General features: G+C 73.2%; 19 protein-coding genes. 6 read left to right on the top strand and 13 right to left on the bottom strand.

Translation table 11 applies throughout. The annotated features are described in order from the left end of the window. Nucleotides 1-57: 57 nt before the first annotated feature. Together QK442_RS01535 and QK442_RS01530 are read right to left on the bottom strand one after the other, a co-directional pair. Nucleotides 58-2,040, bottom strand: coding sequence for a hypothetical protein (locus tag QK442_RS01535; RefSeq protein WP_282691905.1), 1,983 nt, complete (start codon nucleotides 2,038-2,040; stop codon nucleotides 58-60). A 65-nt stretch (nucleotides 2,041-2,105) separates the two neighbouring features. After that, nucleotides 2,106-2,906, bottom strand: coding sequence for a tyrosine-protein phosphatase (locus QK442_RS01530; RefSeq protein ID WP_282691904.1), 801 nt, complete (start codon nucleotides 2,904-2,906; stop codon nucleotides 2,106-2,108). A 155-nt stretch (nucleotides 2,907-3,061) separates the two neighbouring features. Here QK442_RS01530 and QK442_RS01525 point away from each other — a divergent pair, with 155 nt between their 5' ends. Together QK442_RS01525 and QK442_RS01520 are read left to right on the top strand one after the other, a co-directional pair. Next, a complete protein-coding gene (locus tag QK442_RS01525; RefSeq protein ID WP_282691903.1) occupies nucleotides 3,062-3,802 on the top strand; it encodes a hypothetical protein in 741 nt (246 codons plus the stop codon). Nucleotides 3,803-3,862: 60 nt separating this feature from the next. Next, a complete protein-coding gene (locus tag QK442_RS01520) occupies nucleotides 3,863-5,326 on the top strand; it encodes a PepSY-associated TM helix domain-containing protein (RefSeq protein WP_282691902.1) in 1,464 nt (487 codons plus the stop codon). A 257-nt stretch (nucleotides 5,327-5,583) separates the two neighbouring features. Here QK442_RS01520 and glnII read toward each other — a convergent pair whose 3' ends face one another. Together glnII and tnpA are read right to left on the bottom strand one after the other, a co-directional pair. Continuing rightward, a complete protein-coding gene (glnII, locus tag QK442_RS01515; protein ID WP_282691901.1) occupies nucleotides 5,584-6,615 on the bottom strand; it encodes a glutamine synthetase in 1,032 nt (343 codons plus the stop codon). A 217-nt stretch (nucleotides 6,616-6,832) separates the two neighbouring features. Beyond that, nucleotides 6,833-7,294, bottom strand: a complete 462-nt coding sequence (gene tnpA, locus QK442_RS01510; RefSeq protein WP_282691900.1) for an IS200/IS605 family transposase — start codon at nucleotides 7,292-7,294, stop codon at nucleotides 6,833-6,835. A 27-nt stretch (nucleotides 7,295-7,321) separates the two neighbouring features. Between tnpA and QK442_RS01505 the strand changes: the two genes are divergently transcribed. Next, entirely contained in the window at nucleotides 7,322-8,542 is a 1,221-nt protein-coding gene (locus QK442_RS01505; protein WP_282691899.1) for an RNA-guided endonuclease TnpB family protein, read from the top strand. Between the two features lie 633 nt (nucleotides 8,543-9,175). Here QK442_RS01505 and QK442_RS01500 read toward each other — a convergent pair. Then, nucleotides 9,176-9,538, bottom strand: coding sequence for an arsenate reductase family protein (locus QK442_RS01500; RefSeq protein ID WP_282691898.1), 363 nt, complete (start codon nucleotides 9,536-9,538; stop codon nucleotides 9,176-9,178). Nucleotides 9,539-9,661: 123 nt separating this feature from the next. Here QK442_RS01500 and QK442_RS01495 point away from each other — a divergent pair, with 123 nt between their 5' ends. Continuing rightward, complete coding sequence (locus QK442_RS01495) at nucleotides 9,662-9,937, top strand: hypothetical protein (RefSeq protein ID WP_282691897.1); 276 nt, start codon at nucleotides 9,662-9,664, stop codon at nucleotides 9,935-9,937. Between the two features lie 75 nt (nucleotides 9,938-10,012). On the opposite strand, the gene QK442_RS01490 is transcribed toward QK442_RS01495, so the two are convergent. The 3 genes from QK442_RS01490 to glnA form a co-directional block, all read right to left on the bottom strand. Beyond that, entirely contained in the window at nucleotides 10,013-11,206 is a 1,194-nt protein-coding gene (locus QK442_RS01490) for a cytochrome P450 (protein WP_282691896.1), read from the bottom strand. Next, on the bottom strand, nucleotides 11,206-11,937 hold the full coding sequence (locus tag QK442_RS01485) for a tRNA-dependent cyclodipeptide synthase (protein WP_282691895.1): 732 nt from the start codon (nucleotides 11,935-11,937) through the stop codon (nucleotides 11,206-11,208). The genes QK442_RS01490 and QK442_RS01485 overlap by 1 nt, the downstream gene beginning before the upstream one ends. A gap of 233 nt (nucleotides 11,938-12,170) precedes the next feature. Next, entirely contained in the window at nucleotides 12,171-13,592 is a 1,422-nt protein-coding gene (gene glnA / locus QK442_RS01480; protein ID WP_282691894.1) for a type I glutamate--ammonia ligase, read from the bottom strand. 222 nt (nucleotides 13,593-13,814) lie between these two features. On the opposite strand from glnA, the gene QK442_RS01475 reads away from it, so the two are divergent. Then, nucleotides 13,815-14,282 carry an RDD family protein gene (locus QK442_RS01475; protein WP_282691893.1) on the top strand — a complete coding sequence of 156 codons (468 nt, stop codon included), beginning with the start codon at nucleotides 13,815-13,817 and terminating at the stop codon, nucleotides 14,280-14,282. A 116-nt stretch (nucleotides 14,283-14,398) separates the two neighbouring features. Here the strand turns inward: QK442_RS01475 and QK442_RS01470 are convergent, their stop codons facing one another. The 4 genes from QK442_RS01470 to lipB form a co-directional block, all read right to left on the bottom strand. Beyond that, nucleotides 14,399-15,109: a DUF4191 domain-containing protein gene (locus QK442_RS01470; protein ID WP_282691892.1), complete on the bottom strand. Its 711-nt coding sequence runs from the start codon at nucleotides 15,107-15,109 to the stop codon at nucleotides 14,399-14,401. Nucleotides 15,110-15,119: 10 nt separating this feature from the next. Further along, nucleotides 15,120-15,341 carry a hypothetical protein gene (locus tag QK442_RS01465; RefSeq protein ID WP_282691891.1) on the bottom strand — a complete coding sequence of 74 codons (222 nt, stop codon included), beginning with the start codon at nucleotides 15,339-15,341 and terminating at the stop codon, nucleotides 15,120-15,122. Nucleotides 15,342-15,734: 393 nt separating this feature from the next. Next, a complete protein-coding gene (gene lipA / locus QK442_RS01460) occupies nucleotides 15,735-16,688 on the bottom strand; it encodes a lipoyl synthase (RefSeq protein WP_282691890.1) in 954 nt (317 codons plus the stop codon). 102 nt (nucleotides 16,689-16,790) lie between these two features. Then, nucleotides 16,791-17,588: a lipoyl(octanoyl) transferase LipB gene (gene lipB / locus QK442_RS01455; RefSeq protein ID WP_282691889.1), complete on the bottom strand. Its 798-nt coding sequence runs from the start codon at nucleotides 17,586-17,588 to the stop codon at nucleotides 16,791-16,793. A gap of 318 nt (nucleotides 17,589-17,906) precedes the next feature. Here lipB and QK442_RS01450 point away from each other — a divergent pair, with 318 nt between their 5' ends. After that, nucleotides 17,907-19,385, top strand: a complete 1,479-nt coding sequence (locus QK442_RS01450; protein ID WP_282691888.1) for a regulator — start codon at nucleotides 17,907-17,909, stop codon at nucleotides 19,383-19,385. Between the two features lie 13 nt (nucleotides 19,386-19,398). On the opposite strand, the gene QK442_RS01445 is transcribed toward QK442_RS01450, so the two are convergent. Further along, nucleotides 19,399-20,697 carry an NAD(P)/FAD-dependent oxidoreductase gene (locus QK442_RS01445; RefSeq protein WP_282692048.1) on the bottom strand — a complete coding sequence of 433 codons (1,299 nt, stop codon included), beginning with the start codon at nucleotides 20,695-20,697 and terminating at the stop codon, nucleotides 19,399-19,401. Nucleotides 20,698-20,835 lie beyond the last annotated feature (138 nt).

Here is a 20,835-nt window from a genome sequence, read left to right as displayed (position 1 = left end):
CTTTTTCGGCCCGGTGGCCCGTCCTTTTCGGGCCGGGCGGCCCGTCCTTCTTCTTTATCACCCCTGCTTCAGCGCCGGCATGCGGCGGCCGTCCTCCAGGACGGCGCTCAGCTCGGCGCGGGCGCCGGCCTCGGCGGGGGCGGCGAGCACCGGGCCCTCCGCGCGGGCGGTCACACCGCCCGCGACCTCCACGGACGCCACGTCCGGGCCGCCCGCCGCCAGGACGTACCAGCCGCCGCCCGGCGCCTGCCACAGCGCCCCGGCAAGGACCCTCGGCTCCCGCGCCCCGCAGGCCGGGGAGTTCTCCGCGCGGGCCGCCACCGCGGCCGGGACCTTCGGGTCCGGGGCCAGGAACTGGGCGAGGACCCGGGTGCCGGTGCCCCGCCAGGTCTCCGTCCGGGTGCACACCCAGGCCGCACGCCCCCCGCCCTCCGGCAGCGGCTGCCGGGCGAACCGCCAGGCCCGCACCGACCGCACGCCCTGCCCGAGGACCGTCGTCAGCTGGCAGGCCGTCCGCGCCCAGACCGCCCGCGCCTCGCGCCCGGTCGCCTCCACGGGCGCGCCGGGAGGACCCCACAGCAGCCGGGCGGGCGCCGGCTCACCGAGGTCGCCGAGCAGCCGGCTGCCGGAATCGTCCTTCACCTCCAGGACGTTCCACCGCTCGCACCCCTCCGCGAGTGCGGGACTGGGCACGGCGTCGGTCACCCCGTGCGCGTCCCGCCGGAGCGCCCACGGCTCCTTGCCGGGCATCAGCAGGTCCCGCACGGAGGCGCCGGTCACCCACGGGGCGGTCAGATAGCGCACGTTGCCCGCCGCCCGCGTGACGGCCACGGCCGCGGCGCCGGGCCCCTCGGCGGCGTCGGTACGGGCGAAGTCGAGGCCCGCGCCCGCCGTGCCCTCCACCGGCTCGGCGTACCGCACGATCCGCAGCCCGTCGTGGAAGAGCACCACCCGGACCGCGTCCACCCGCCCCGCGAAGAGCAGCTGCGGCGGCCCCATCGGCGGCCCGACCGGCGTGCCCGGCGTCGCCGACGACTCCACCGCGCCGCCGGGCCGCGCCCACACGGCGAGCGCCCGCCGCAGCAGCGCCTCGTCCCCGGTGAGCTCCCCGCGCGCGGGCCACACCGAGAAGTCCCGGCGTACGGCCCCGGGCCACACGGCCGCGGAGACCCGCTTCACCCTCGCCGGGTCGAGCGCGGCCTCGGCGGCGGGGTTACGGGCGTAACTCGGCGCCGCAGCACCGTTTCTGCCCCAGCCGTCCCCCGGCAGCCCGAGCAGCGCCCCGCAGACGAGCAGCGCCACCAGACCCACCAGCGCGGCCCGCCCGTGCTGCCGCCGCCGCAGCAGATCCCCGGGCCGCGCCTGCAGGGTGCACGGGTCGAACTCCGCGGACTCCAGGAGCGAGCCCCCGCTGAACCGGGGACCGGCGGGACCGGTTTCCGCCGCTCCGTCCTCTGCTTCGGGGGCCGGAGCCCCGTCCTCCAGGGCGGCCAGCTCGGCGAGGGCGGCCTCCGGGTCCCCGGCCCCCACGGAGGCGAGGACCCGGAGGACCTCCGCGTCGCCCTGGCGCTCCAGGCCGCGCAGCACGTACGCCGCCCGCGCCGGGGCGGAGAGCCGGGAGAGGAGCTGGTCCAGGGCCAGTTCGTCCGCCCCGCCGGCCCGGGGGAACAGCCGCAGCCCCCACACCTGCGGCAGCAGCGGCGGCAGCTGGGCGCGGCGCGGCACCGCCAGCCGCCGCAGCGGGAGCCCGGCCACCAGCGCCTGCCGCAGCACCTCGCCCCGTACGTACGCGTACCCCGGGTCCACCGCGTCCTCGGGCCGCCGGGGCTCCGGCACGGCAGGACCCGGCACCCGCCTGCGGGGCAGCGCCCGCTGCACGAGCGCGTGCGCGGTCAGCACCCGCCGGTTGCGGCCCATCGTCGGCGGCAGGACCAGATAGGCGATGCGCACGAGACGCGGATAGCGCTCGACGAGCGCGGCCTCGGCCTGCTCGACGTCGACGGGGCCCACGGGCGACGGGACGAGATCCTGGGTGCTCACGTTCAGCAGAACGAGCGATTCTTCCGATGGTCACCCCGGAAGGGGCCGGGCCGGGCGCCGCCCCCTCAGACCGCGTACACCGTCAGCCGCTCCCTGACCAGCTCGGCCAGCTCGTCGGGAACGCCGAGCCCGTCCCGTACGTACGCCTCCATCGAGCCGTGCCGCTCCGCCACCTCCTCCAGCGCCGCGTCCAGGTACTCGGGGAGCACCCCGACCATCGAGAGCACGAGGTCGGGGTCGCCGCCCTGGGTGACGAACCCCTCGATCATCGGCGCGAACGCCTGCCGGACCGCCGGATTGACCGACAGGTACTCCTCCCGGACGGTCGCCTCGTCCGCACCGAGCAGCGAGAGCACCACCGCCGCCGCCCAGCCGGTCCGGTCCTTCCCCGCCGTGCAGTGGAAGAGCAGCGGCCCCGCGCCCGGCGTGCCCAGCTCGGCGAGGAGGGCCCGGTAGGAGGCGCGGGCGGAGTCGCTGCTCACGAAGGCGCGGTAGGTGCGGCGCATCGCCTCCCGGATCCGCCCGCCGCCGAGCTGCTGCTCGGCGAGGGCCGGGTCGGTGAGGAGGGTCTTGAGCCGGGCGGCCGGCGGAAGCCCGCTCGTCGCCAGGTAGTCGGCGAGCACGTCCGCGACGAGCACCCGCGCCCCGTCCGGCAGCAGATCGGGCCGGTCGGCCCGCTCGGCGGCGGTCCGCAGGTCGACGACGGTACGGATCTTCAGCCCGGTCACCGCCTCCTCCGCCGGGTCCAGCCGGTCGAGCTGCGCCGACCGCAGCACGAGCCCGGACCGCACGGACCTGCCGTCGCCCAGCGGCAGCCCGCCGAGGTCCCGGAGGTTGGCGACGGAGACGGCGGGTATCGCGGGCATGGCGTCGGGCTCCTCCCGTTGCACGGCTCTCCCCCGACCGTATGCGCCCCCGCCCCGCTCGGCACCACGAGACCGGCGCACGGCCCGGGAGGCGACGCCCGGGAGTCCGGGAGGCGGTCTGCCCCGTCCCTCCGGCGGGTGACAACATGTCTTCGATGACGCATTCCCGGTCGCCGCTGCGCACCCTGAGGGCCGCCCTGTTCGCGGCCGTATGCGTCGTACTGGCGGCAGTGGGGCATTCGTCCCTGTCTGCGCACTCGCTCGACCCGCTCACCCTTCTCACCGCCTTCGCCGCTACGGCAGGTGTCGCCTGGTGCGCGGCCGGCCGCCGACGCGGCCCCGCAGCCTGCGCGGGCGGCATCCTCGCCGCCCAGGGCGCGCTCCACACGGTCTTCTCCCTGGCCGGGGCCCATACCGCACCGGCCGCAGTCGGTCCGCCGACCCCGGCGGATCACGCGGCCCACCTGGGACACGCGGATCGCATGGGCCACATGGGCCACGTGGGCCACGTGGACCCGATGGGCCACGTGGACCCGATGGGGTCCACGGCGCACAGCGCTCCCGACGGCCTCGCCGCCCTCCTCGCCCCCGCCACCGACGGCGGCCCCGGCATGCTCGCCGTCCACCTCCTCGCCGCGCTGGTCTGCGGGCTGTGGCTGGCCCGCGGCGAGGCCGCCTTCTTCGCGCTCGCGGAGGCCGCGCTCACCCCGCTCCGCCACCTCCTCGCCGTCCCGCTCGGCCCCGCCGCCGTCCCCGCCGACCCGCGCCGCCCGGTCCGGCGGCCCCGCCGGAACGCCCGGCGCCCGCACGTCGTCGTCCTCGCCCACGTCCTCTCCCGGCGCGGCCCGCCCCGGCCCCCCGTCCCCCGCGCCACGGTCCTCGGTCCGCTCGTCTGACGCCGGGGGCCGCTTCCCCCTGCCCGACGGCAGCCCCCTCACAAGACTCCGAGGACAGTCATGACCATCGACGATCCCGCACGCCCCGGAACGGCCGACACACCCGAGGCGCCCCCCGAGGCCCCCGCGTCGCCCACCGTCCCGCGCCGACCCGGCGCCTGGAGCGCCCTGCGCCCCCTCCTCCTGCGGCTCCACTTCACCGCCGGACTGCTCACCGCCCCCTTCCTCCTCGTCGCCGCGCTCAGCGGACTGCTCTACGCACTCTCCTTCCAGGCCGAGAAGATCGTGTACGCGCACGAGCTGGAGGCCCCGGTCGGCGACACCGTCCTCCCGCTGGACCGCCAGGTCGGCATCGCCCGCGAGGCGAACCCGGACGGCACCGTCACCGCCGTCTGGCCCCCCGCCGAACCCGGCGCCACCACCCGCGTCCTGATGGCCGACCCCGACGCACCCGAGGGCACCTCCCTCGCCGTCTTCGTCGACCCGTACACCGGCGACGTGCGCGGGCAGCTGCCCAGTTACGGCAGCAGCGGAGCCCTGCCGCTGCGCACCTGGACCGACGGCCTCCACCGCGACCTGCACCTCGGCGAACCCGGCCGGATCTACAGCGAACTGGCCGCCAGCTGGCTGTGGGTGCTGGTCCTCGGCGGCCTGGCCCTCTGGTTCGCCCGGCGCCGCACCAGGCGGCGGGCGCTCCTGCTCCCCGAGGGCGGCCCCGCCTCCCGCCGCCGCACCCTCTCCTGGCACGGCTCCGTCGGCCTCTGGGCGGCGCTCGGCCTGCTGCTGCTCTCCGCGACCGGCCTGACCTGGTCGCGGTACGCCGGCGAGAACATCGGCGCCCTCCAGGACAGCCTCGGCGGCGCCACCCCCACCCTCTCCGCGAACGCGGGCACAGGCGCGGACGCGGACGCGGGCTCCGAGCACGCGGGCCACGGCACCGCCCACCACCCGACCGACTCGGGCACCGGCCCCGCCCCTTCCCCCGCCGACATCGGCATCGACCGAGCCGTCGCCGCCGCCCGCGCCGCCGGGCTCGACAGCACCTCGATAGCCGTCACGCTGCCCGCCGAAGGCAAGGGCTACGTCGTGAAGGAGACCGACAAGCAGTTCCCGGTCGAGCTGGACTCCGTCGCGCTCGACCCGGCCGACGGCACTGTCCTCGACCGGCTCGACTTCGCCGACCACCCGCTCCTCGCCCAGCTGACCCGGATCGGCATCGACGCCCACATGGGCGTCTTCCTGGGCCTGTTCAACCAGCTGGCGCTCGCCGCCCTCGCCCTCGCGCTGACCCTGATGATCCTCTGGGGCTACCGCATGTGGTGGCTGCGCCGCCCGCGCCGACCGGTCGGCCGCGGCGCCTGGCGGAAGGTGCCGGCGACGCTGCTGCTGCCGCTCGCCGCGGCGACCGCGCTCGTCGGCTGGTTCGTCCCGCTGCTCGGCATCAGCCTGCTGGTGCTCCTGGCAGCGGAGTCGGTCCTCGCCCTGCTGTCCAGGGCGAGGACGAAGCGGAGCGCCGCCTCCTAGAAGCCGGAGCGCTCCCACCCAGGGGCCCGCTCACGGCAGGCACTCGTATGCCGACCCGCCGCACGGTCCGGATCGTGCGGCGGTGCTCGGCGCCCGGCGGCAGGGGGTCGGCGACCCGGGCCCGCCCGGCGACCGCGCCGGGGACGACGGCGCACAGGCGGGGACGGGGCGGGGCGAACCCCGCCTCCATGACGAGAGGGGCGCCCACCGTACGGATACGGCGGGCGCCCCTCTCGTCAGCTACCGGGAAGCGAGGATCAGACCTGCCCGGCCTTCTCCAGCGCCTCGCAGCAGGTGTCCACCAGGAGGCGGGTCACCACGTACGGGTCGACGTTCGCGTTCGGGCGGCGGTCCTCGATGTAGCCCTTCCGGTCCTGCTCGACCTGCCACGGGATGCGGACCGAGGCGCCGCGGTCGGAGACGCCGTAGGAGTACTGGTCCCACGGGGCGGTCTCGTGCAGACCGGTCAGGCGGTCGTCGATGCCGGCACCGTAGTTCTTGACGTGGTCGAGCGGCTTCGAGCCCTCGCCCAGCGACTCGCAGGCGGTGATGATCGCGTCGTAGCCCTCGCGCATCGCCTTGGTGGAGAAGTTGGTGTGCGCGCCGGCGCCGTTCCAGTCGCCCTTCACCGGCTTCGGGTCCAGCGTCGCGGAGACGTTGAAGTCCTCGGCGGTGCGGTAGAGCAGCCAGCGGGCCACCCACAGCTGGTCGGAGACCTCAAGGGGGGCCAGCGGACCGACCTGGAACTCCCACTGGCCGGGCATGACCTCGGCGTTGATGCCGGAGATGCCCAGACCCGCCTTGAGGCAGTTCTCCAGGTGCGCCTCGACGATCGGACGGCCGTGGATCTCGTCCACGCCGACACCGCAGTAGTAGCCGCCCTGCGGGGCCGGGAAGCCGTTCACCGGGAAGCCCAGCGGACGGGTGCCCTCGAAGAAGGTGTACTCCTGCTCGATGCCGAAGATCGGCTCCTGGGCGGCGTACTTCGCGGCGACCTCGGCCAGCGCGGCACGGGTGTTGGAGGAGTGCGGCGTCATGTCCGTGTTCAGGACCTCGCACAGCACCAGGACGTCGTTGCCGCCGCGGATCGGGTCCGGGCAGGAGAAGACCGGCTTGAGGACGCGGTCCGAGGCGTGACCCTCGGCCTGGTTGGTGCTGGAGCCGTCGAAGCCCCAGATCGGCAGCTCCGCCAGCGGCAGCCCCTCGCCCGCGATGATCTTCGTCTTGGAACGAAGCTTCGCGGTCGGCTCGGTGCCGTCGATCCAGATGTACTCAGCCTTGAAGGTCACGGGGTTCATCCTTAGGGCGTGGCGTGCTGCTGCGGGGATCCGCGGCGGCTCGCGGCGCTGCGAGAAGCTGCGGGGCGGCGCCGAACGCCCGGCCGGTGACCCGGCCCGCCGTCGTGAGCGCCTTGCGTGTGACCGCAGCCTCGCAACACGGGATTTCCCTTCGGTTGCTCGTTTGTGAACCCCGTGTTACCGGACCTCTTGCGGAAAGCCCCGGCCTTCAGGCCGGGGATGAACGCATCTCGGTGCTGCTCTGACCCGCGACCTGGGGTGGACGATTCTGCTGCTCGATGTACTGGCGAACGATCGCCAGGGGCGCGCCGCCGCACGAGGCGGCGAAGTAGGACGGCGACCACAGGTGGCCGTGCGTGACGGCCCGGTCGATGCGGCCGGTGAACTCCTGTCGGATCAGCCGGGCCGAGACGCCTTTGAGGCTGTTGACCAGTTTGGAGACGGCGACCTTCGGCGGGAAGTGCACCAGGAGGTGCACGTGGTCCCGCTCGCCGTTGAACTCCTTCAGTTCCGACTCGAAGTCGACGCACACCTTTCGCATGATCTCTTCGAGCCGCGTCAGCATCTCGTCGTCGAACACCCCACGCCTGTACTTCGTCAAAAAGACCAAGTGGACATGCATCGCCGAAAAAACCTGTCTACCACGGCGGAAGTCGTCGGTTGTAGTCATGAGACCAACTGTACTAGGGTCACGATCATGCAGCTTCGCCACAACTACCGGGCCTACCCGGACGCCACTCAGCGCCGTGCGCTGGCCCAGGCGTTCGGGTGCGCTCGCGTGGTCTGGAACGACTGCCTGCGCACCCGGAAGGAAGCTCACGCGGCCGGTCTGCCGTTCGTGAAGTCGGCGGAACTGTCCAAGACCCACATCACGCAGGCCAAGCGCACCCCCGAGCGGGCATGGCTGGCCGAGGTGTCGGCTGTGGTCCTGCAACAGTCCCTCCGTGATCTGGACACCGCCTACAAGAACTTCTTCGACGGATTGGAGGGCAAGCGCCCGCGCGTGGGCGCGCCCCGGTTCAAGTCGAAGAAGGACACCCGGCAGTCCATCCGCCTCAACGCCAACGCGTTCTCCATGCAGGACAACGGCACGGTGTACGTGGCCAAGGTCGGCAACCTCAAGGTCACGTGGTCCCGTGGCCTTCCGGCCGCGCCGACGTCCCTGACCGTCACCAAGGACAGCTCGGGCCGGTACTTCCTCAGCTTCGTCGTGGACACCGAACCCGACCACTTGCCCGAGCGGGACGAGGAAGCCGGGATCGACCTGGGACTGTCCGCGTTCGCCGTCCTCTCCGACGGCACGAAGATCGCCGCCCCGCGTTTCCTGCGTCGGGCCGAGAAGAAGCTCAAGCGTCTTCAGCGGGGCCTGTCCCGCAAGGCCAAGGGCTCGAAGAACCGGGCGAAGGCCCGCATCAAGGTAGCCCGGCAGCACGCCAAGGTGGCCGACCGGCGCCGAGACTGGCACCACAAGGAATCCACGAAGATCATCCGTGACAACCAAGCGGTGTACGTGGAAGACCTCGCGGTGTCCGGCCTCGGACGCACCCGACTCGCCAAGTCCGTGCACGACGCCGGATGGTCCGCGTTCGTCTCCATGCTGGAATACAAGGCCATCAAGCACGGCCGGCACTTCGGCAGGGTCGGCCGCTTCGAGCCCACATCTCAGGTGTGCTCGGCCTGCGGGATCAAGGACGGCCCCAAGCCTCTCAGCGTCCGGGAATGGGCCTGCGGGGAGTGCGGGGCCGTCCACGACCGCGACATCAACGCCGCCAAGAACATCCTGGCCGCCGGACGGGCGGACAGGCTAAACGCCTCGTGGAGTGCTGGTAAGACCGGAACGAAAGTCCCGGCACAGCGCGGTGAAGCAGGAAGCCGCCGGAAGGGTCGGACGACCCAGGCCGGAACCCTCGCCCTTTAGGGCGGGGAGTACGTCAAAAGGCAGGTTCCGGAAGTCGCACCGAAGTCCCGCGACCGGCACCACAGCACGCTGACACCGGAACCGGGGACCGGAGCCACCGGATACCCCAGGCGAGAGCCCCGCCCCCGCCGGGCACTGGCCCCATGGCGATCCTCCCAGGCACCGACCCCCAGACCCCCGCCCTGAGAACCCTCACCCCTCCGTCTGGCCCCTCTGGCGCGAGGCCCGCCTCACCGCCCTCACGGTCTCGCCCGAGGCGTTCCGGACGGGCATGGAGGAGTGGCGGGCCGGCGGCGAAGCCCGCTGGCGGGCCCGTCTGGAGGACCCGACGGCCCTGGGCCTCGTCGCCCTCCTCGCGGGCCGCCCGGTCGGCCTGGCGGGCGGCCTCCTCGCCCCCGACGGGGTCCCCGAGCTCGCTCGCTCTGGGTCGCGCCCGAGGCGCGGGGCCCGGGGCCTGGCGGCCCGGCTGGTCGCCGCCGTGGAGGAGTGGGCCCGCGGGACCGGCGCCCCGGTGATCCGCCCGGCCGTCCTCACCGGCAACACCCGGGCCAGGGACCTCTACGAACGCCTCGGCTACCGCCGCGTCGGCGAACGCCCCGGCGAGCACCTCATGACCCGGCCCCTCGGCGCCGGTCAGCCCCGCCCGAGGGCGTCCCGTACGGCCTCCTCGGAGCGGGCGACGACGGCGGTGCCGTCGTCGGCGGTGATGATGGGGCGCTGGATGAGCTTGGGGTGGGCGGACAGGGCCTCGATCCAGCGCTCGCGGTCGCCGGGCTCCCGGCCCCACTCCTTCACGCCGAGCTCCTTCGCGACGGCCTCCCCGGTCCGCGTGATGTCCCACGGTTCGAGGCCCAGCCGGTCGAGCACCTTCCGGATCTCCTCCACGGAGGGCACGTCCTCCAGGTACTTCCGGACGGTGTAGTCGGCCCCTTCGGCGTCGAGCAGGGTGAGCGCCCCGCGGCACTTGGAACAGGCGGGATTGATCCAGATCTCCATCCCCCCAAGTTACCCCCGGACCCCGTCCGACCAGGGCCGATTGTCAGTGCGAGAACCTAAAATGGAAGCTGAAGGCAAGGGCCCCGGGGAGGGCCCCCGCCACCGTTCGCCAGGAGGTAGCCCATGGCAGCAGCCGTGATCCGCAGGCCGTCCATCGAACCCTTCACGCCGCTCCAGAAGAAGCCCCTCCCGGCGGGCCGCCCGCGTGAGTGGTACGTCACCCACAACCGCCGCCTCAAGGCCATGCGTCTCACGATCGCCCTCCTCGACGCCGGCGTCTACGTCCCGTCGAAGGCCACCAACGCCACGATCCGCACCATGGCCGAGCGCATAGGCATCCGCCCGCCCTCGGACACCACCTGCCGCATGGTCCGCACCCTCATCCGCTACAGCCGCTGAGGGCAGCGGCGCTGCCCGGTCCGGACGGGGACCGGGCAGCGCCGTCGGACCTCGCCCGCTACCAGGCCGAGCCCGTCACCAGGCCGCCGGCAGCCGTTCGGGGAGCCGCTTCATGAAGTTGGTGCGCCACACCAGCTGCTCGACCGGCACCGCGAGCCGCAGCCCCGGCAGCCGGTCGAGCAGCGTCTCCAGGGCGATCTCGGCATGCCGCTTGCCGAGCGCCGTCGCCGGGCAGTAATGCGATCCGCCACCGAAGGAGAGGTGGTCGGAGGCGTTCTCCCGGTCCGGCCGGAAGACCAGCGGATCGGGGAAACGCTCCGGATCGTGGTTCGCGGCCTCCACGAGCACCAGAACCAGCTCACCGGCCCGTACGTCGACCTCGCCGAGCCGCACGTCCTCCAGGGCGAGCCGCGGCAGCCCGTCGCCGATCGACAGATTGACCCGCAGCAGCTCGTCCATCGCCCCGGCGACCCCGCCGCCGGCGGTCAGCGCCTCCCGCACGTCCGGCCGGGTCAGCACCGACACCAGCGCCATCGTCAGGAACCCGGCGGTGGAGATCACCCCGGCCCCGAACAGCGTCACCCCCACCGTCGCCAGCATCTCGTCCGTCAGATGCGCGTAGTCGGGGTCCTCGCGCAGCGCCGCGAGCTCCGCCATCAGCCCGCCGGTCGCCGGATCGTCCAGGCGCTCGGTCATGTAGGCGATGTCCCGGTCCCAGTTGAGCCGGGCCGCCTCGATCTCGCGCGGCGCGTTCATGAAGGCCACGTCCAGGCTGCGCAGCAGCCGCGGCCCGTCCTCCTCCGGGATGCCCAGCATCCGGCAGTGCAGCCCCGCCGAGTACGGATCGGTGTACGCGCTCCGCAGCTCCCCGGGCGCCCCGTCGGCGACCAGCGCGTCCACCAGGGCGCCGGCCCGGGCCCGCAGCCACTCCTCCAGACCGGGCGCCTTCGGGTTGATCGCCTTCATCACGGCCTTGCGCAGCCCGGCCCCGGTGATGTTGCCCATGTTGTTCACCACGTGCGGCGGGATCGTCAGCGCGTACTGCCGCGGCGCCCCCGGCGCCGAGGTGTCCTTCAGGCTGAACCTCGGGTCCTCCAGGACCTGTCTGCACAGCTCGTACGAGGAGACCAGCCAGGCCTCGGCCCCGGCGATCGTGCGGACCTTCCGCACCGGCTCGGCGCGCAGCGCGCCGATCTCGGCGGGCAGCCGGGTCCCGTCCCAGTCGAAGGGGAAGGCCGGCAGGGTCTCGGTCTCGACGGCGACGCTCATCACGCGGCTCCTTCAAGGGACGTTCCGACGGGGGTGAGGATGCCGTGGCCCTGGTTGCGCGAGGCCCGGAGCCCGGACCCCCGCCCGTACAGCAGATCGGCCAGCGGCAGCGCCTGGTGGTAGCAGTTGAGCGAGGACGGCACCCCGAGGATCGCGGGCGTGTCCAGGAACAGCGGCACCTCGGCGCAGATGTACGCCCGGCACACCTCCCGCTGCCGTTCGTCGGGCCGCTGCCCCGGCGCCAGCTTCCCGGCCAGGAAGATCCCGGTCAGCGCGTCGCAGGTCTCCCGCACCACCGGGTCCGCCGCCACCGCGTCGAGCACCGTGCGGTGCAGCTCCCGGTACGCCGGGACGTCCGCGAACTCGGACATCCCCCGGGCCCGTACCCGTACCCCCGCGGGATCGGCCTCCGCCGCGGCCGCCCCGACCTTCGCCCGCACCCCCCGCAGGTTCTTGACGGCCTTCCGTCGCGCCTCGTCGGCCCCGTACCCCAGCGCCTCGTACATGTCGGCGACATGCAGATCGGTGTAGACGAGATCGACCTGATCGAAGTGGTCCGTACCCCAGCGCGTCAGCTCGCGCAGTCGCTGGGCGGTGAAATAACTGTTCCCCGGTGAGACGCCGATGACCACGTGCGCGCCCTCGTCGGCGATGACGCGGCAGTGGTCGGTGTACGGCTGGAGTCGGAGCGTCTCTGCAGGGGCGAAAGCCGCCTGAGTCACGTTCGGCATTCCTCATCGCGCCAGCTAGTCCCAGCGGAGCCCTGTGCTCCGGGTGTGGCGGCAGCGACGACGACACGCTATCGATCGGTCGCGGAGCGTGAACACCCTACTCGTAAGTACATACGAGAGTTCGTCAGCTGTTCGCCTTCCCGTGATCTTGGGCAGAAGGAAAAGGCGAGGCCCGCCGCCCCCTCGGAAGGGGACGACGGGCCTCGCCAGGAGCCTCGGGCGGCAGCCGCGGCTTAGAGGTCGAAGTAGAGCTCGAACTCGTGCGGGTGCGGACGGAGCTGGATCGGCGCGATCTCGTGGGTGCGCTTGTAGTCGATCCAGGTCTCGATCAGGTCGGAGGTGAAGACGCCGCCCGCCTGGAGGTACTCGTTGTCCTCCTCCAGGGCGCGGAGGACGGCCTCCAGGTTGGTCGGGACCTGCGGGACGCTCGCGTGCTCCTCGGGGGCGAGCTCGTAGAGGTCCTTGTCGATCGGCTCCATGGGCTCGATCTTGTTCTTGACGCCGTCGAGGCCCGCGAGGAGCAGGGCGGAGAAGGCGAGGTACGGGTTCGAGGACGGGTCCGGCGCGCGGAACTCGACGCGCTTGGCCTTCGGGTTCGAGCCCGTGATCGGGATGCGCATGGCGGCGGAGCGGTTGCGCTGCGAGTAGACCAGGTTGACCGGCGCCTCGAAGCCCGGCACCAGGCGGTGGTACGAGTTCACCGTCGGGTTGGTGAAGGCGAGCAGCGACGGGGCGTGCTTGAGGATGCCGCCGATGTAGTAGCGCGCGGTGTCCGACAGGCCCGCGTAACCGGCCTCGTCGTAGAAGAGCGGGGCGCCGCCCGACCACAGCGACTGGTGGACGTGCATGCCCGAGCCGTTGTCGCCGAAGATCGGCTTCGGCATGAAGGTCGCGGTCTTGCCGTTCCGCCAGGCGACGTTCTTGATGATGTACTTGAACAGCATCAGGTCGTCGGCCGCGGCGAGCAGCGTGTTGAACTTGTAGTTGATCTCGGCCTGACCGGCGGTGCCGACCTCGTGGTGCTGGCGCTCGACCTGGAGGCCGACCTTCTCCAGCTCCAGGGACATCTCGGCGCGCAGGTCGGCGAAGTGGTCGACCGGCGGGGCCGGGAAGTAGCCGCCCTTGTAGCGGACCTTGTAGCCCCGGTTGTCCTCCTCCTTGCCGGTGTTCCAGGCGCCGGCCTCGGAGTCGATGTGGTAGAAGCCCTGGTTCGCGGAGGTCTCGAAGCGGACCGAGTCGAAGACGTAGAACTCCGCCTCGGGACCGAAGTACGCGGTGTCGGCGATGCCGGTGGAGGCCAGGTAGGCCTCCGCCTTCTTCGCGATGTTCCGCGGGTCACGGCTGTACTGCTCGCCCGTGATCGGGTCGTGGATGAAGAAGTTGATGTTGAGCGTCTTGTCGCGGCGGAACGGGTCCAGGCGCGCCGTGGAGAGGTCCGCGCGCAGCGCCATGTCGGACTCGTGGATGGCCTGGAAGCCGCGGATCGAGGAGCCGTCGAAGGCCAGCTCCTCGGACGGGTCGAAGGCCGTCGCCGGGATCGAGAAGTGCTGCATCACGCCGGGAAGGTCGCAGAAGCGGACGTCGACCATCTTGACGTCCTCGTCCTTGATGAACTTCGCGATCTCGTCGGCGTTCTGGAACCCGTGCTTGGACATCCAACTCCTCCTACTCCCGGCCCGGGGAGGGGCGGGGTTGCAGCTCGGTGATGCGGCCGGTGCGGTGCCACACGCTCGGACCCGACCATAGGCAGCCGGGATTTCTCAAGCATGACCCATTTGTTTCGTCGAAGTTAACCGGGGCGGCCGCGGCCCGCCCGTGTCGCGCCCCGGCCGCACCCGGACCGAAGTGATCGAAAACGGGCGCAGTACGGTGGTCGGGTGGACAACAGGCAAGCACTCGGATCGTGGCTCTCCGGCCCCCGTGCCGCGGCGGAGCAAGCAGGCGTCGACTTCGGCTACCGCGGGAAGCAGCTCGGCCTCCCCGAGGAGGGCCCCGGCTCCATCGCCCGGCCCGGCCGCCGCCTCGGCGCCCTTGCCGTGGACTGGGGCCTGTGCATGCTGATCGCATACGGTCTCCTCACCGACGGCTACGGCCAGGCGACCGGCAACTGGGCCCTGCTCGTCCTCTTCGTCCTGATGACCCTGACCATCGGCACCGTCGGCGCCACCCCCGGAAAGCTCCTCTTCCGCCTGCGGGTCGTCTCGGTGAACGGCGGCCGCCTCTCCCCCCTCCGAGCCCTCCTCCGCGCGGCCCTCACCTGCCTGGCGATCCCCGCCCTCATCTGGGACCGCGACGGCCGCGGCCTCCACGACCGCTTCTCCGGCGCGGTCCAGATCCGGGTCTGAGCCGCGACCTCTGAGTCCCACCTTCCGCACGGAGTACAGACGGAGCGCAGACAAAGGGCGGTGCCCCGGACCATGAGGTCCGGGGCACCGCCCTTCGCACGTGCTCTCTGCGCCGGTCAGCGCATCTTCCCGCCGCGAGGCATCCGCATGCCCTTGGGCATAGGCCCCTTCGGCAGGGGCATGTTGCTCATAAGATCCCCCATCGCCCGCAGCCGGTCGTTGGCGGCCGTCACCTGGGGGCCGCTGAGCAGCCGGGGCAGCTTCAGCATCTTGGTGCGGACCTTCTTGAGGGGGACCTGGCCCTGCTCCTCGTCGTTGCCGACGATGATGTCCGTCACCGGCACGTCGACCAGGATGCGGGCCATCTTCTTCTTCTCGGCCGCGAGGAGGGGCTTCAGCCGGTTCGGGTTGCCCTCGGCGACCAGGATGATGCCCTGGCGGCCGACCGCGCGGTGCACGACGTCCTGGTTGCGGTTCATCGCGACCGCGGGGGTCACGGTCCAGCCGCGCCCGATGTTCTGCAGCACCGCCGCGGCGGCGCCCGGCTGGCCCTCCATCTGTCCGAAGGCCGCCCGCTCGGCGCGCCGTCCGAAGACGATCGCCATCGCCAGGAGCGCCAGGACGAAGCCCAGGATGCCCAGGTAGACCGGGTGCCCGATCAGGAAGCCGATACCGAGGAGGACACCGAGTACGACGATGCCCACGCCGGCGACGACGAGCCCGACCTTGGGGTCGGCCTTCCGGGTCATCTTGTACGTGAGGGCGATCTGCTTCAGTCGCCCGGGGGTCGCGGCGTCAGCGCCGCCCGTGTTTGCCTTCCTCGCCATGCCTTGAAGTCTACGTGGCCCGCGACGTCCGGCCCGACGCGCCCTCCAGGACGTGCTGGGCCTCCATGCGGTCCTTGGCGCGGCGGCGGTCCTCCAGGACGGAGGTCCAGGCGTTGCGGCGGGCGGTGCGCTGTCCGGCGCCCAGGAGCAGCGCCTCGACGGCCCGGAGGGTGCCGGTGACGGACGGGAGGGCACGGAGGCGTACATGCGTCGACGCGGCTGCGGCCGGCATGAGGGGTCCTCTCTCGATCGCGGATGAGACGAGGTGGGGGAGGGAGCGGATGGTGGCGGTGCGTGGAACCATGCTCACAGAACGGTGTTACCAGGGCGTGACCCGGCGGTCAAACACTGATGAAACGCTGATGCCGGGCCCCCGGACGCGGGAGCGGCCCGTACGGCCCCGCTGAGCTGCGGGGCCGTACGGGCCGCTCCTCGGTATGTATTACCGGTTGGTAATCACCTGTGTGGCGATTCACATCGGGATCACACCGCCTGCGTGGCCTCCACCGCGCCCCGCTTCTCGGCGCCTGTGGTCGCGCTCCGCCTCGCCACCGCTCCGGCCGCGTGCCCGCCCCCGTCCCTCTGGGGGCACCCCCAGAGGCAGCTCTGGGGGAGGACCCGCGACCTACGCTCCGGCTCGGCTGCGCTGCTCCATCGCCTGCTGGTACAGCCGGCCCGCGCGGTACGAGGAGCGGACCAGCGGGCCCGACATCACGCCGGAGAAGCCGATCTGGTCGGCCTCCTCCTTCAGCTCCACGAACTCCTGCGGCTTCACCCAGCGCTCCACGGGGTGGTGCCGGACCGAGGGGCGCAGGTACTGGGTGATGGTGATGAGCTCGCAGCCGGCGTCGTGCAGCTGCTTCAGCGCCTCGCTGACCTCCTCGCGGGTCTCGCCCATGCCGAGGATCAGGTTGGACTTCGTGACCAGACCGTAGTCACGGGCCTGGGTGATGACGTCCAGGGAGCGCTCGTAGCGGAAGCCGGGGCGGATCCGCTTGAAGATCCGCGGGACCGTCTCGACGTTGTGCGCGAAGACCTCGGGGCGGGAGTCGAAGACCTCCTTCAGGAGCTCCGGCACCGCGTTGAAGTCGGGGGCCAGCAGCTCGACCTTGGTGCGGCCCGCGGCGCGCTCGGCGGTCTGCTGGTGGATCTGGCGCACGGTCTCGGCGTACAGCCAGGCGCCGCCGTCCTCCAGGTCGTCGCGGGCGACGCCGGTGATGGTGGCGTAGTTCAGGTCCATCGTGACGACCGACTCGCCCACGCGCCGCGGCTCGTCGCGGTCGAGGGCCTCCGGCTTGCCGGTGTCGATCTGGCAGAAGTCGCAGCGCCGGGTGCACTGGTCGCCGCCGATGAGGAAGGTGGCCTCGCGGTCCTCCCAGCACTCGAAGATGTTGGGGCAGCCCGCCTCCTGGCACACCGTGTGCAGGCCCTCGCTCTTCACGAGGCTCTGCATCTTGGTGTACTCGGGCCCCATCTTCGCGCGGGTCTTGATCCACTCGGGCTTGCGCTCGATGGGGGTCTGGGCGTTCCGGACCTCCAGGCGCAGCATCTTGCGTCCGTCGGGTGCGACTGCGGACACATCGGCTCCTGTAGCTTCGATTCTTCGGCGCACACCAGGGTACGCCCGTTGCTTCCATGCCTTGCTACGTCTGGCCAACCCATGGCCAGAGCCCGGCATTCCTCAGGCCGAGGCCCGTTCGATCTCCCGCGGCTTCGGTTCCGCGTTCTCCAGTACGTCGCGCAGGTGCCGCTCCACCACCGGGAGGACCTCGTCGATCGTGATGTCGCGGCCCAGCTCGTTGGCGAGCGAGGTCACGCCCGCGTCGCGGATGCCGCACGGGATGATCCGGTCGAACCAGGCGTTGTCCGGGTTCACGTTGAGCGCGAAGCCGTGCATGGTCACGCCCTTGGCCACGCGGATGCCGATGGCGGCGAGCTTGCGGTCCTCGCGGCGCTGGCCGGCGTTGGAGGGGGCGTACTCGGGGCCGTTCAGGCGCGGGTCGAACTCCTCGTCCGTCAGCCGCGGGTCGAAGTCGAGCGACAGGCCGCCGAGCGACGGCCGTTCCTCCACCGGGTCGCCGAGGACCCACACCCCGCTGCGTCCCTCGACCCGGGTGGTCGCCACGCCGAACTCGGCGGCGGTGCGGATCAGGGCCTCCTCCAGGCGGCGCACGTGGGCGACCACGTCCACCGGGCGGGGCAGCTTGAGGATCGGGTAGCCGACGAGCTGGCCGGGGCCGTGCCAGGTGATCTTGCCGCCGCGGTCGACGTCGACGACCGGGGTCCCGTCGAGCGGGCGTTCGCTCTCGGCCGTGCGCCGGCCGGCCGTGTAGACCGGCGGGTGTTCCAGGAGCAGACAGGTGTCGCCGGTCTCGTCGGCGAACCGCGCCGCGTGCACCTCGCGCTGCTTGTCCCAGGCCGCCTGGTACTCCACGGCGTCCTCGCCGAAGCCCAGGCGGACGAATTGCAGCTCACTCACGGCCATGCCTCCTCCTGGGTGTCCGCGGCCGGGTTCCGGGGATCGTCCCGGGGCGGGAGCCGGCCCGGCACCCTGCGTTGTACGCGCCCCTGCCACTGTACGGCGGCGCGGCGCGAACCCTTCGGGCAGGTGGAGCCCGCAGGCGGAGGGCGCTTCCGTCACCGCCGGGCGACAACGAGGGTTCCGGTTCCTCACACGATCGGATGAATGTGGGGCGAAGCTGCTGGTCCGGGGCGGGATGACCGCTACATTCACGCCGTTCCATGAGGGTCGAAACGGGCTGCCCCTGCGCCCGGAAGGCAGGAGACCGCACAGCCGATGACGGAACGACCACCGCAGCGCGTCCCGAACCGCCAGCTCGCCGCGCTCATCGCCGAAGCCGGGTTCTCCAACGCGGGGCTTGCCCGAAGGGTGGACCAGCTGGGTCTGGAGCACGGGCTCGACCTGCGGTACGACAAGACCTCGGTGACCCGCTGGCTGCGCGGCCAGCAGCCACGCGGCACCACCCCCGCCCTCATCGCCGAGGTCTTCACCCGCCGGCTCGGCCGCCGGCTCTCCGCCCAGGACCTCGGTCTCGACGCCTGCGCGCCCGTCTACGCGGGCCTGGAGTTCGCCGCCACCCCGGAGGAGGCCGTGGACATCGTCAGCGGGCTCTGGCGCAAGGACTCCGGCAGCCACGCCGAGCTCCGCAAGATCGCCTTCACCCCGGCAGGACTCGTCGTGCCCAGCCGCGACTGGCTCATCGGCCGCGCCGACGACCGGGTCGCCCGCGGCACCCCGCCCCCCGCCCCGGTGGCGCGCCCCGGCGCCCCGGCCCGCCCCGACCCCCGCGTCCCGTCCCAGGGCCGCCACTCCGTCCCCCGCCAGCGCGGCGGTACGGAACGCGGCCCCGGCCAGCGCGTCACCGCCGGCGACATCGCCGCCCTCCGCTCCGTCGGCGAGCTCTTCCGCACCCTCGACCACGCCTACGGCGGCGGCCACGCCCGCCAGGCCCTCGTCCGCTACCTGGAGCACGAGGCCGAGCCCATGCTCCGCGGCACCTACGGCGAGACCACAGGCCGGCGCCTCTTCGCCGCCGCCGCCGACCTCACCCGGCTCGCCGGCTGGACCTCGTACGACATCGCCGCCCACGGCCTCGCCCAGCGCTACTTCGTGCAGGCGCTGCGCCTCGCCCAGGCCGCCGGGGACCGCGCGTACGGCTCGTACGTGCTCCTCACCATGAGCTGCCAGGCCGTCTACCTCGGCCACGGGCGCGAGGCCGTGCAGCTCGCCCGGGTCGCCCAGCAGGGCGTCGGGCCCGCCGCGCCCCCCGTCGTCCAGGCGATGCTGCACGCCGTCGAGGCCCGCGGGCACGCCGTCCTCGGCGAGGCGCGGGCGTGCAGCGCCTCCCTCGTCCGGGCCGAGCGGGCCCTGGAGTCCGCCCGGCCGGGCGACGAGGTCCCCTCCTGGGCCCGCCCCTTCGACGAGGCCGAGCTCGCCGACGAGCTGGGCCACTGCCACCGCGACCTCCAGCAGTACCGCCCGGCCGCCCTGCACGCCGAGCGGTCCCTGCAGCTCCGCGCCCCCGGCTACGCCCGCAGCCGGCTCTTCTGCCGGGTCGTCCTCGCCACCGCCCGGCTCGCCCTCGGCGAGCTGGACCAGGCGTGCGCGCTGGGCGCCGAGGCCGCCAAGGAGGCCGCCGAGATGCGCTCCGCCCGCGCCCTCGAGTACGTCCGCGACTTCGAGCGCCGCCTGGAGCCCTACCGCGACGCCCCGCCCGTCCGCACCTACCGCGACCGGGTCGCCGCCCTCGGCTGAGACGGGCCCGGCCTCAAGCGGCCTCCTCCGTCTCCTCCACGGGCGCCGGGCGCAGGCCCATGTCCGCCAGGACGGCGCCCGCGGCCCGCTCCGCGGAGGCGAGCGTGGAGCGCAGGGTTCCCGCCGCGCGGTGGTCGCCGCACACGTACAGGCCCGCGAGGAGCCGCACCGAGCGGCACGGGTCGTACCCCGGCGGGGTGACCAGGACCGCGTCCCGCGTGTGGTGCAGGGCGAGCAGCTCCCACTCGTCCGTCGAGGTGCCGTAGAGCGCCGCCAGGTGCTTGCGGACCCGCCGTTCGGTGTCGTCGGGCGGCGTCCCGAGGACCGTCGAGGTGATCAGCGGCCGGCCCGCCGGGGCCCGCGTCGGGTCCACCGCGCTCATCACCGCCGTGTGCGCCACAGGCCCGCCCCGGTCCGACTCCACGAAGAGCGCCGGATCCGCCGTGGGCGCCACCGGAGCCGTGTGGTGCAGCACCGTCACCGGGTGGTACGCCGGGACCCGCAGGCCCGGCAGCAGGCCGGCCGCCGTCCGCGCCCCCGTCGCGAGGACCACCGCCCGGCAGCCGACCGTGCCGTGCTCCGCCGTCGTCACCCGGGCCGCCGACACCTCCGTGACCCGGACCCCGGTCCGTACCGTGCCCGCAGGAAGCAGCGCCGCCAGCCGCTCGGGGAGCACGCCCGTCCCGCCCTCCGGCACCGAGACCCGGCCCCGGGCGAAGGCCCGCAGCGCCAGGTCGGCCCGGCGGCTCGACACCGCCAGGTCGGGATCGGCGAGGAGCGCCGCGACCAGCGGCCGCAGCACCCCCTGCACGGTCCGGGCGGGCAGCCGGCCCGACAGCGCCTCCCGGGCGGTCCGCTCCGGCCGGGCCAGGATCCGCTGCGTCGGGGTGGCCGCGAGCCGTACCAGCGAGGCGCCGAGCCGGGCCTGGTCCAGCGGGGCCACCGGATGCCGGGGGGCGCTCGCGAGGGCGCGCGCCACGGTGAACGCTCCCCCCACGCTCCGGTGCGTGCCGGAGCGGCGCGGGTGCGGGGCGCCCCAGCGCGCGTACCGCCCGTCGGAGTGGACGATCACCCCGGGCGCGAAGGGGCGCGGCACCACCCCGTCGAGGCCCGGCAGGGCCCGCAGCTCCTCCCGCGAGAGGGTGAGCGGCCGGCCCACCCGGTCGAGAAGGAAGCCGTCGGCCGCGGTGGTGGCGTGCCGTCCGCCGACGAACGGCTCGGCCTCCAGGACGGCGACCGAGAGCCCCGCCCCGGTCAGCCGCCGGGCCGCGGTGAGCCCCGCGACCCCCGCGCCCACGACGACGACGTCCACGTCCCCGAGGCCGTCGGCGCCCCCGTGCCACGGCGAGCCCGCCGCGTGCGGTGCCCGCTGTGCCCCTGGTGCCTGCTGTGCCTGCTGTGCGCTGCGTCCGGTACTGAGCACGTGCCCCTCCCCAGGTCTGCGCCGCCT

It is taken from the genome of Streptomyces sp. CC208A, from assembly GCF_030010625.1.
In the GTDB taxonomy this organism is placed as follows: Bacteria; Actinomycetota; Actinomycetes; order Streptomycetales; family Streptomycetaceae; genus Streptomyces.
The sequence above is the reverse complement of the archived record's forward strand: the minus strand, read 5'-3'. Positions and strand labels throughout refer to the sequence as shown.

Coding starts and splice junctions, on each gene's coding strand:
- tnpA (WP_282691900.1), bottom strand. CDS start 7,294: ATGACTACAACCGACGACTTCCGCCGTGGTAGACAGGTTTTTTCGGCG.
- QK442_RS01470 (WP_282691892.1), bottom strand. CDS start 15,109: ATGGCGAGGAAGGCAAACACGGGCGGCGCTGACGCCGCGACCCCCGGG.
- QK442_RS01465 (WP_282691891.1), bottom strand. CDS start 15,341: ATGCCGGCCGCAGCCGCGTCGACGCATGTACGCCTCCGTGCCCTCCCG.
- QK442_RS01490 (WP_282691896.1), bottom strand. CDS start 11,206: ATGAGCGTCGCCGTCGAGACCGAGACCCTGCCGGCCTTCCCCTTCGAC.
- QK442_RS01485 (WP_282691895.1), bottom strand. CDS start 11,937: ATGCCGAACGTGACTCAGGCGGCTTTCGCCCCTGCAGAGACGCTCCGA.
- QK442_RS01520 (WP_282691902.1), top strand. CDS start 3,863: ATGACCATCGACGATCCCGCACGCCCCGGAACGGCCGACACACCCGAG.
- QK442_RS01495 (WP_282691897.1), top strand. CDS start 9,662: ATGGCAGCAGCCGTGATCCGCAGGCCGTCCATCGAACCCTTCACGCCG.
- QK442_RS01450 (WP_282691888.1), top strand. CDS start 17,907: ATGACGGAACGACCACCGCAGCGCGTCCCGAACCGCCAGCTCGCCGCG.
- QK442_RS01500 (WP_282691898.1), bottom strand. CDS start 9,538: ATGGAGATCTGGATCAATCCCGCCTGTTCCAAGTGCCGCGGGGCGCTC.
- QK442_RS01530 (WP_282691904.1), bottom strand. CDS start 2,906: ATGCCCGCGATACCCGCCGTCTCCGTCGCCAACCTCCGGGACCTCGGC.
- glnA (WP_282691894.1), bottom strand. CDS start 13,592: ATGTCCAAGCACGGGTTCCAGAACGCCGACGAGATCGCGAAGTTCATC.
- QK442_RS01525 (WP_282691903.1), top strand. CDS start 3,062: ATGACGCATTCCCGGTCGCCGCTGCGCACCCTGAGGGCCGCCCTGTTC.
- QK442_RS01505 (WP_282691899.1), top strand. CDS start 7,322: ATGCAGCTTCGCCACAACTACCGGGCCTACCCGGACGCCACTCAGCGC.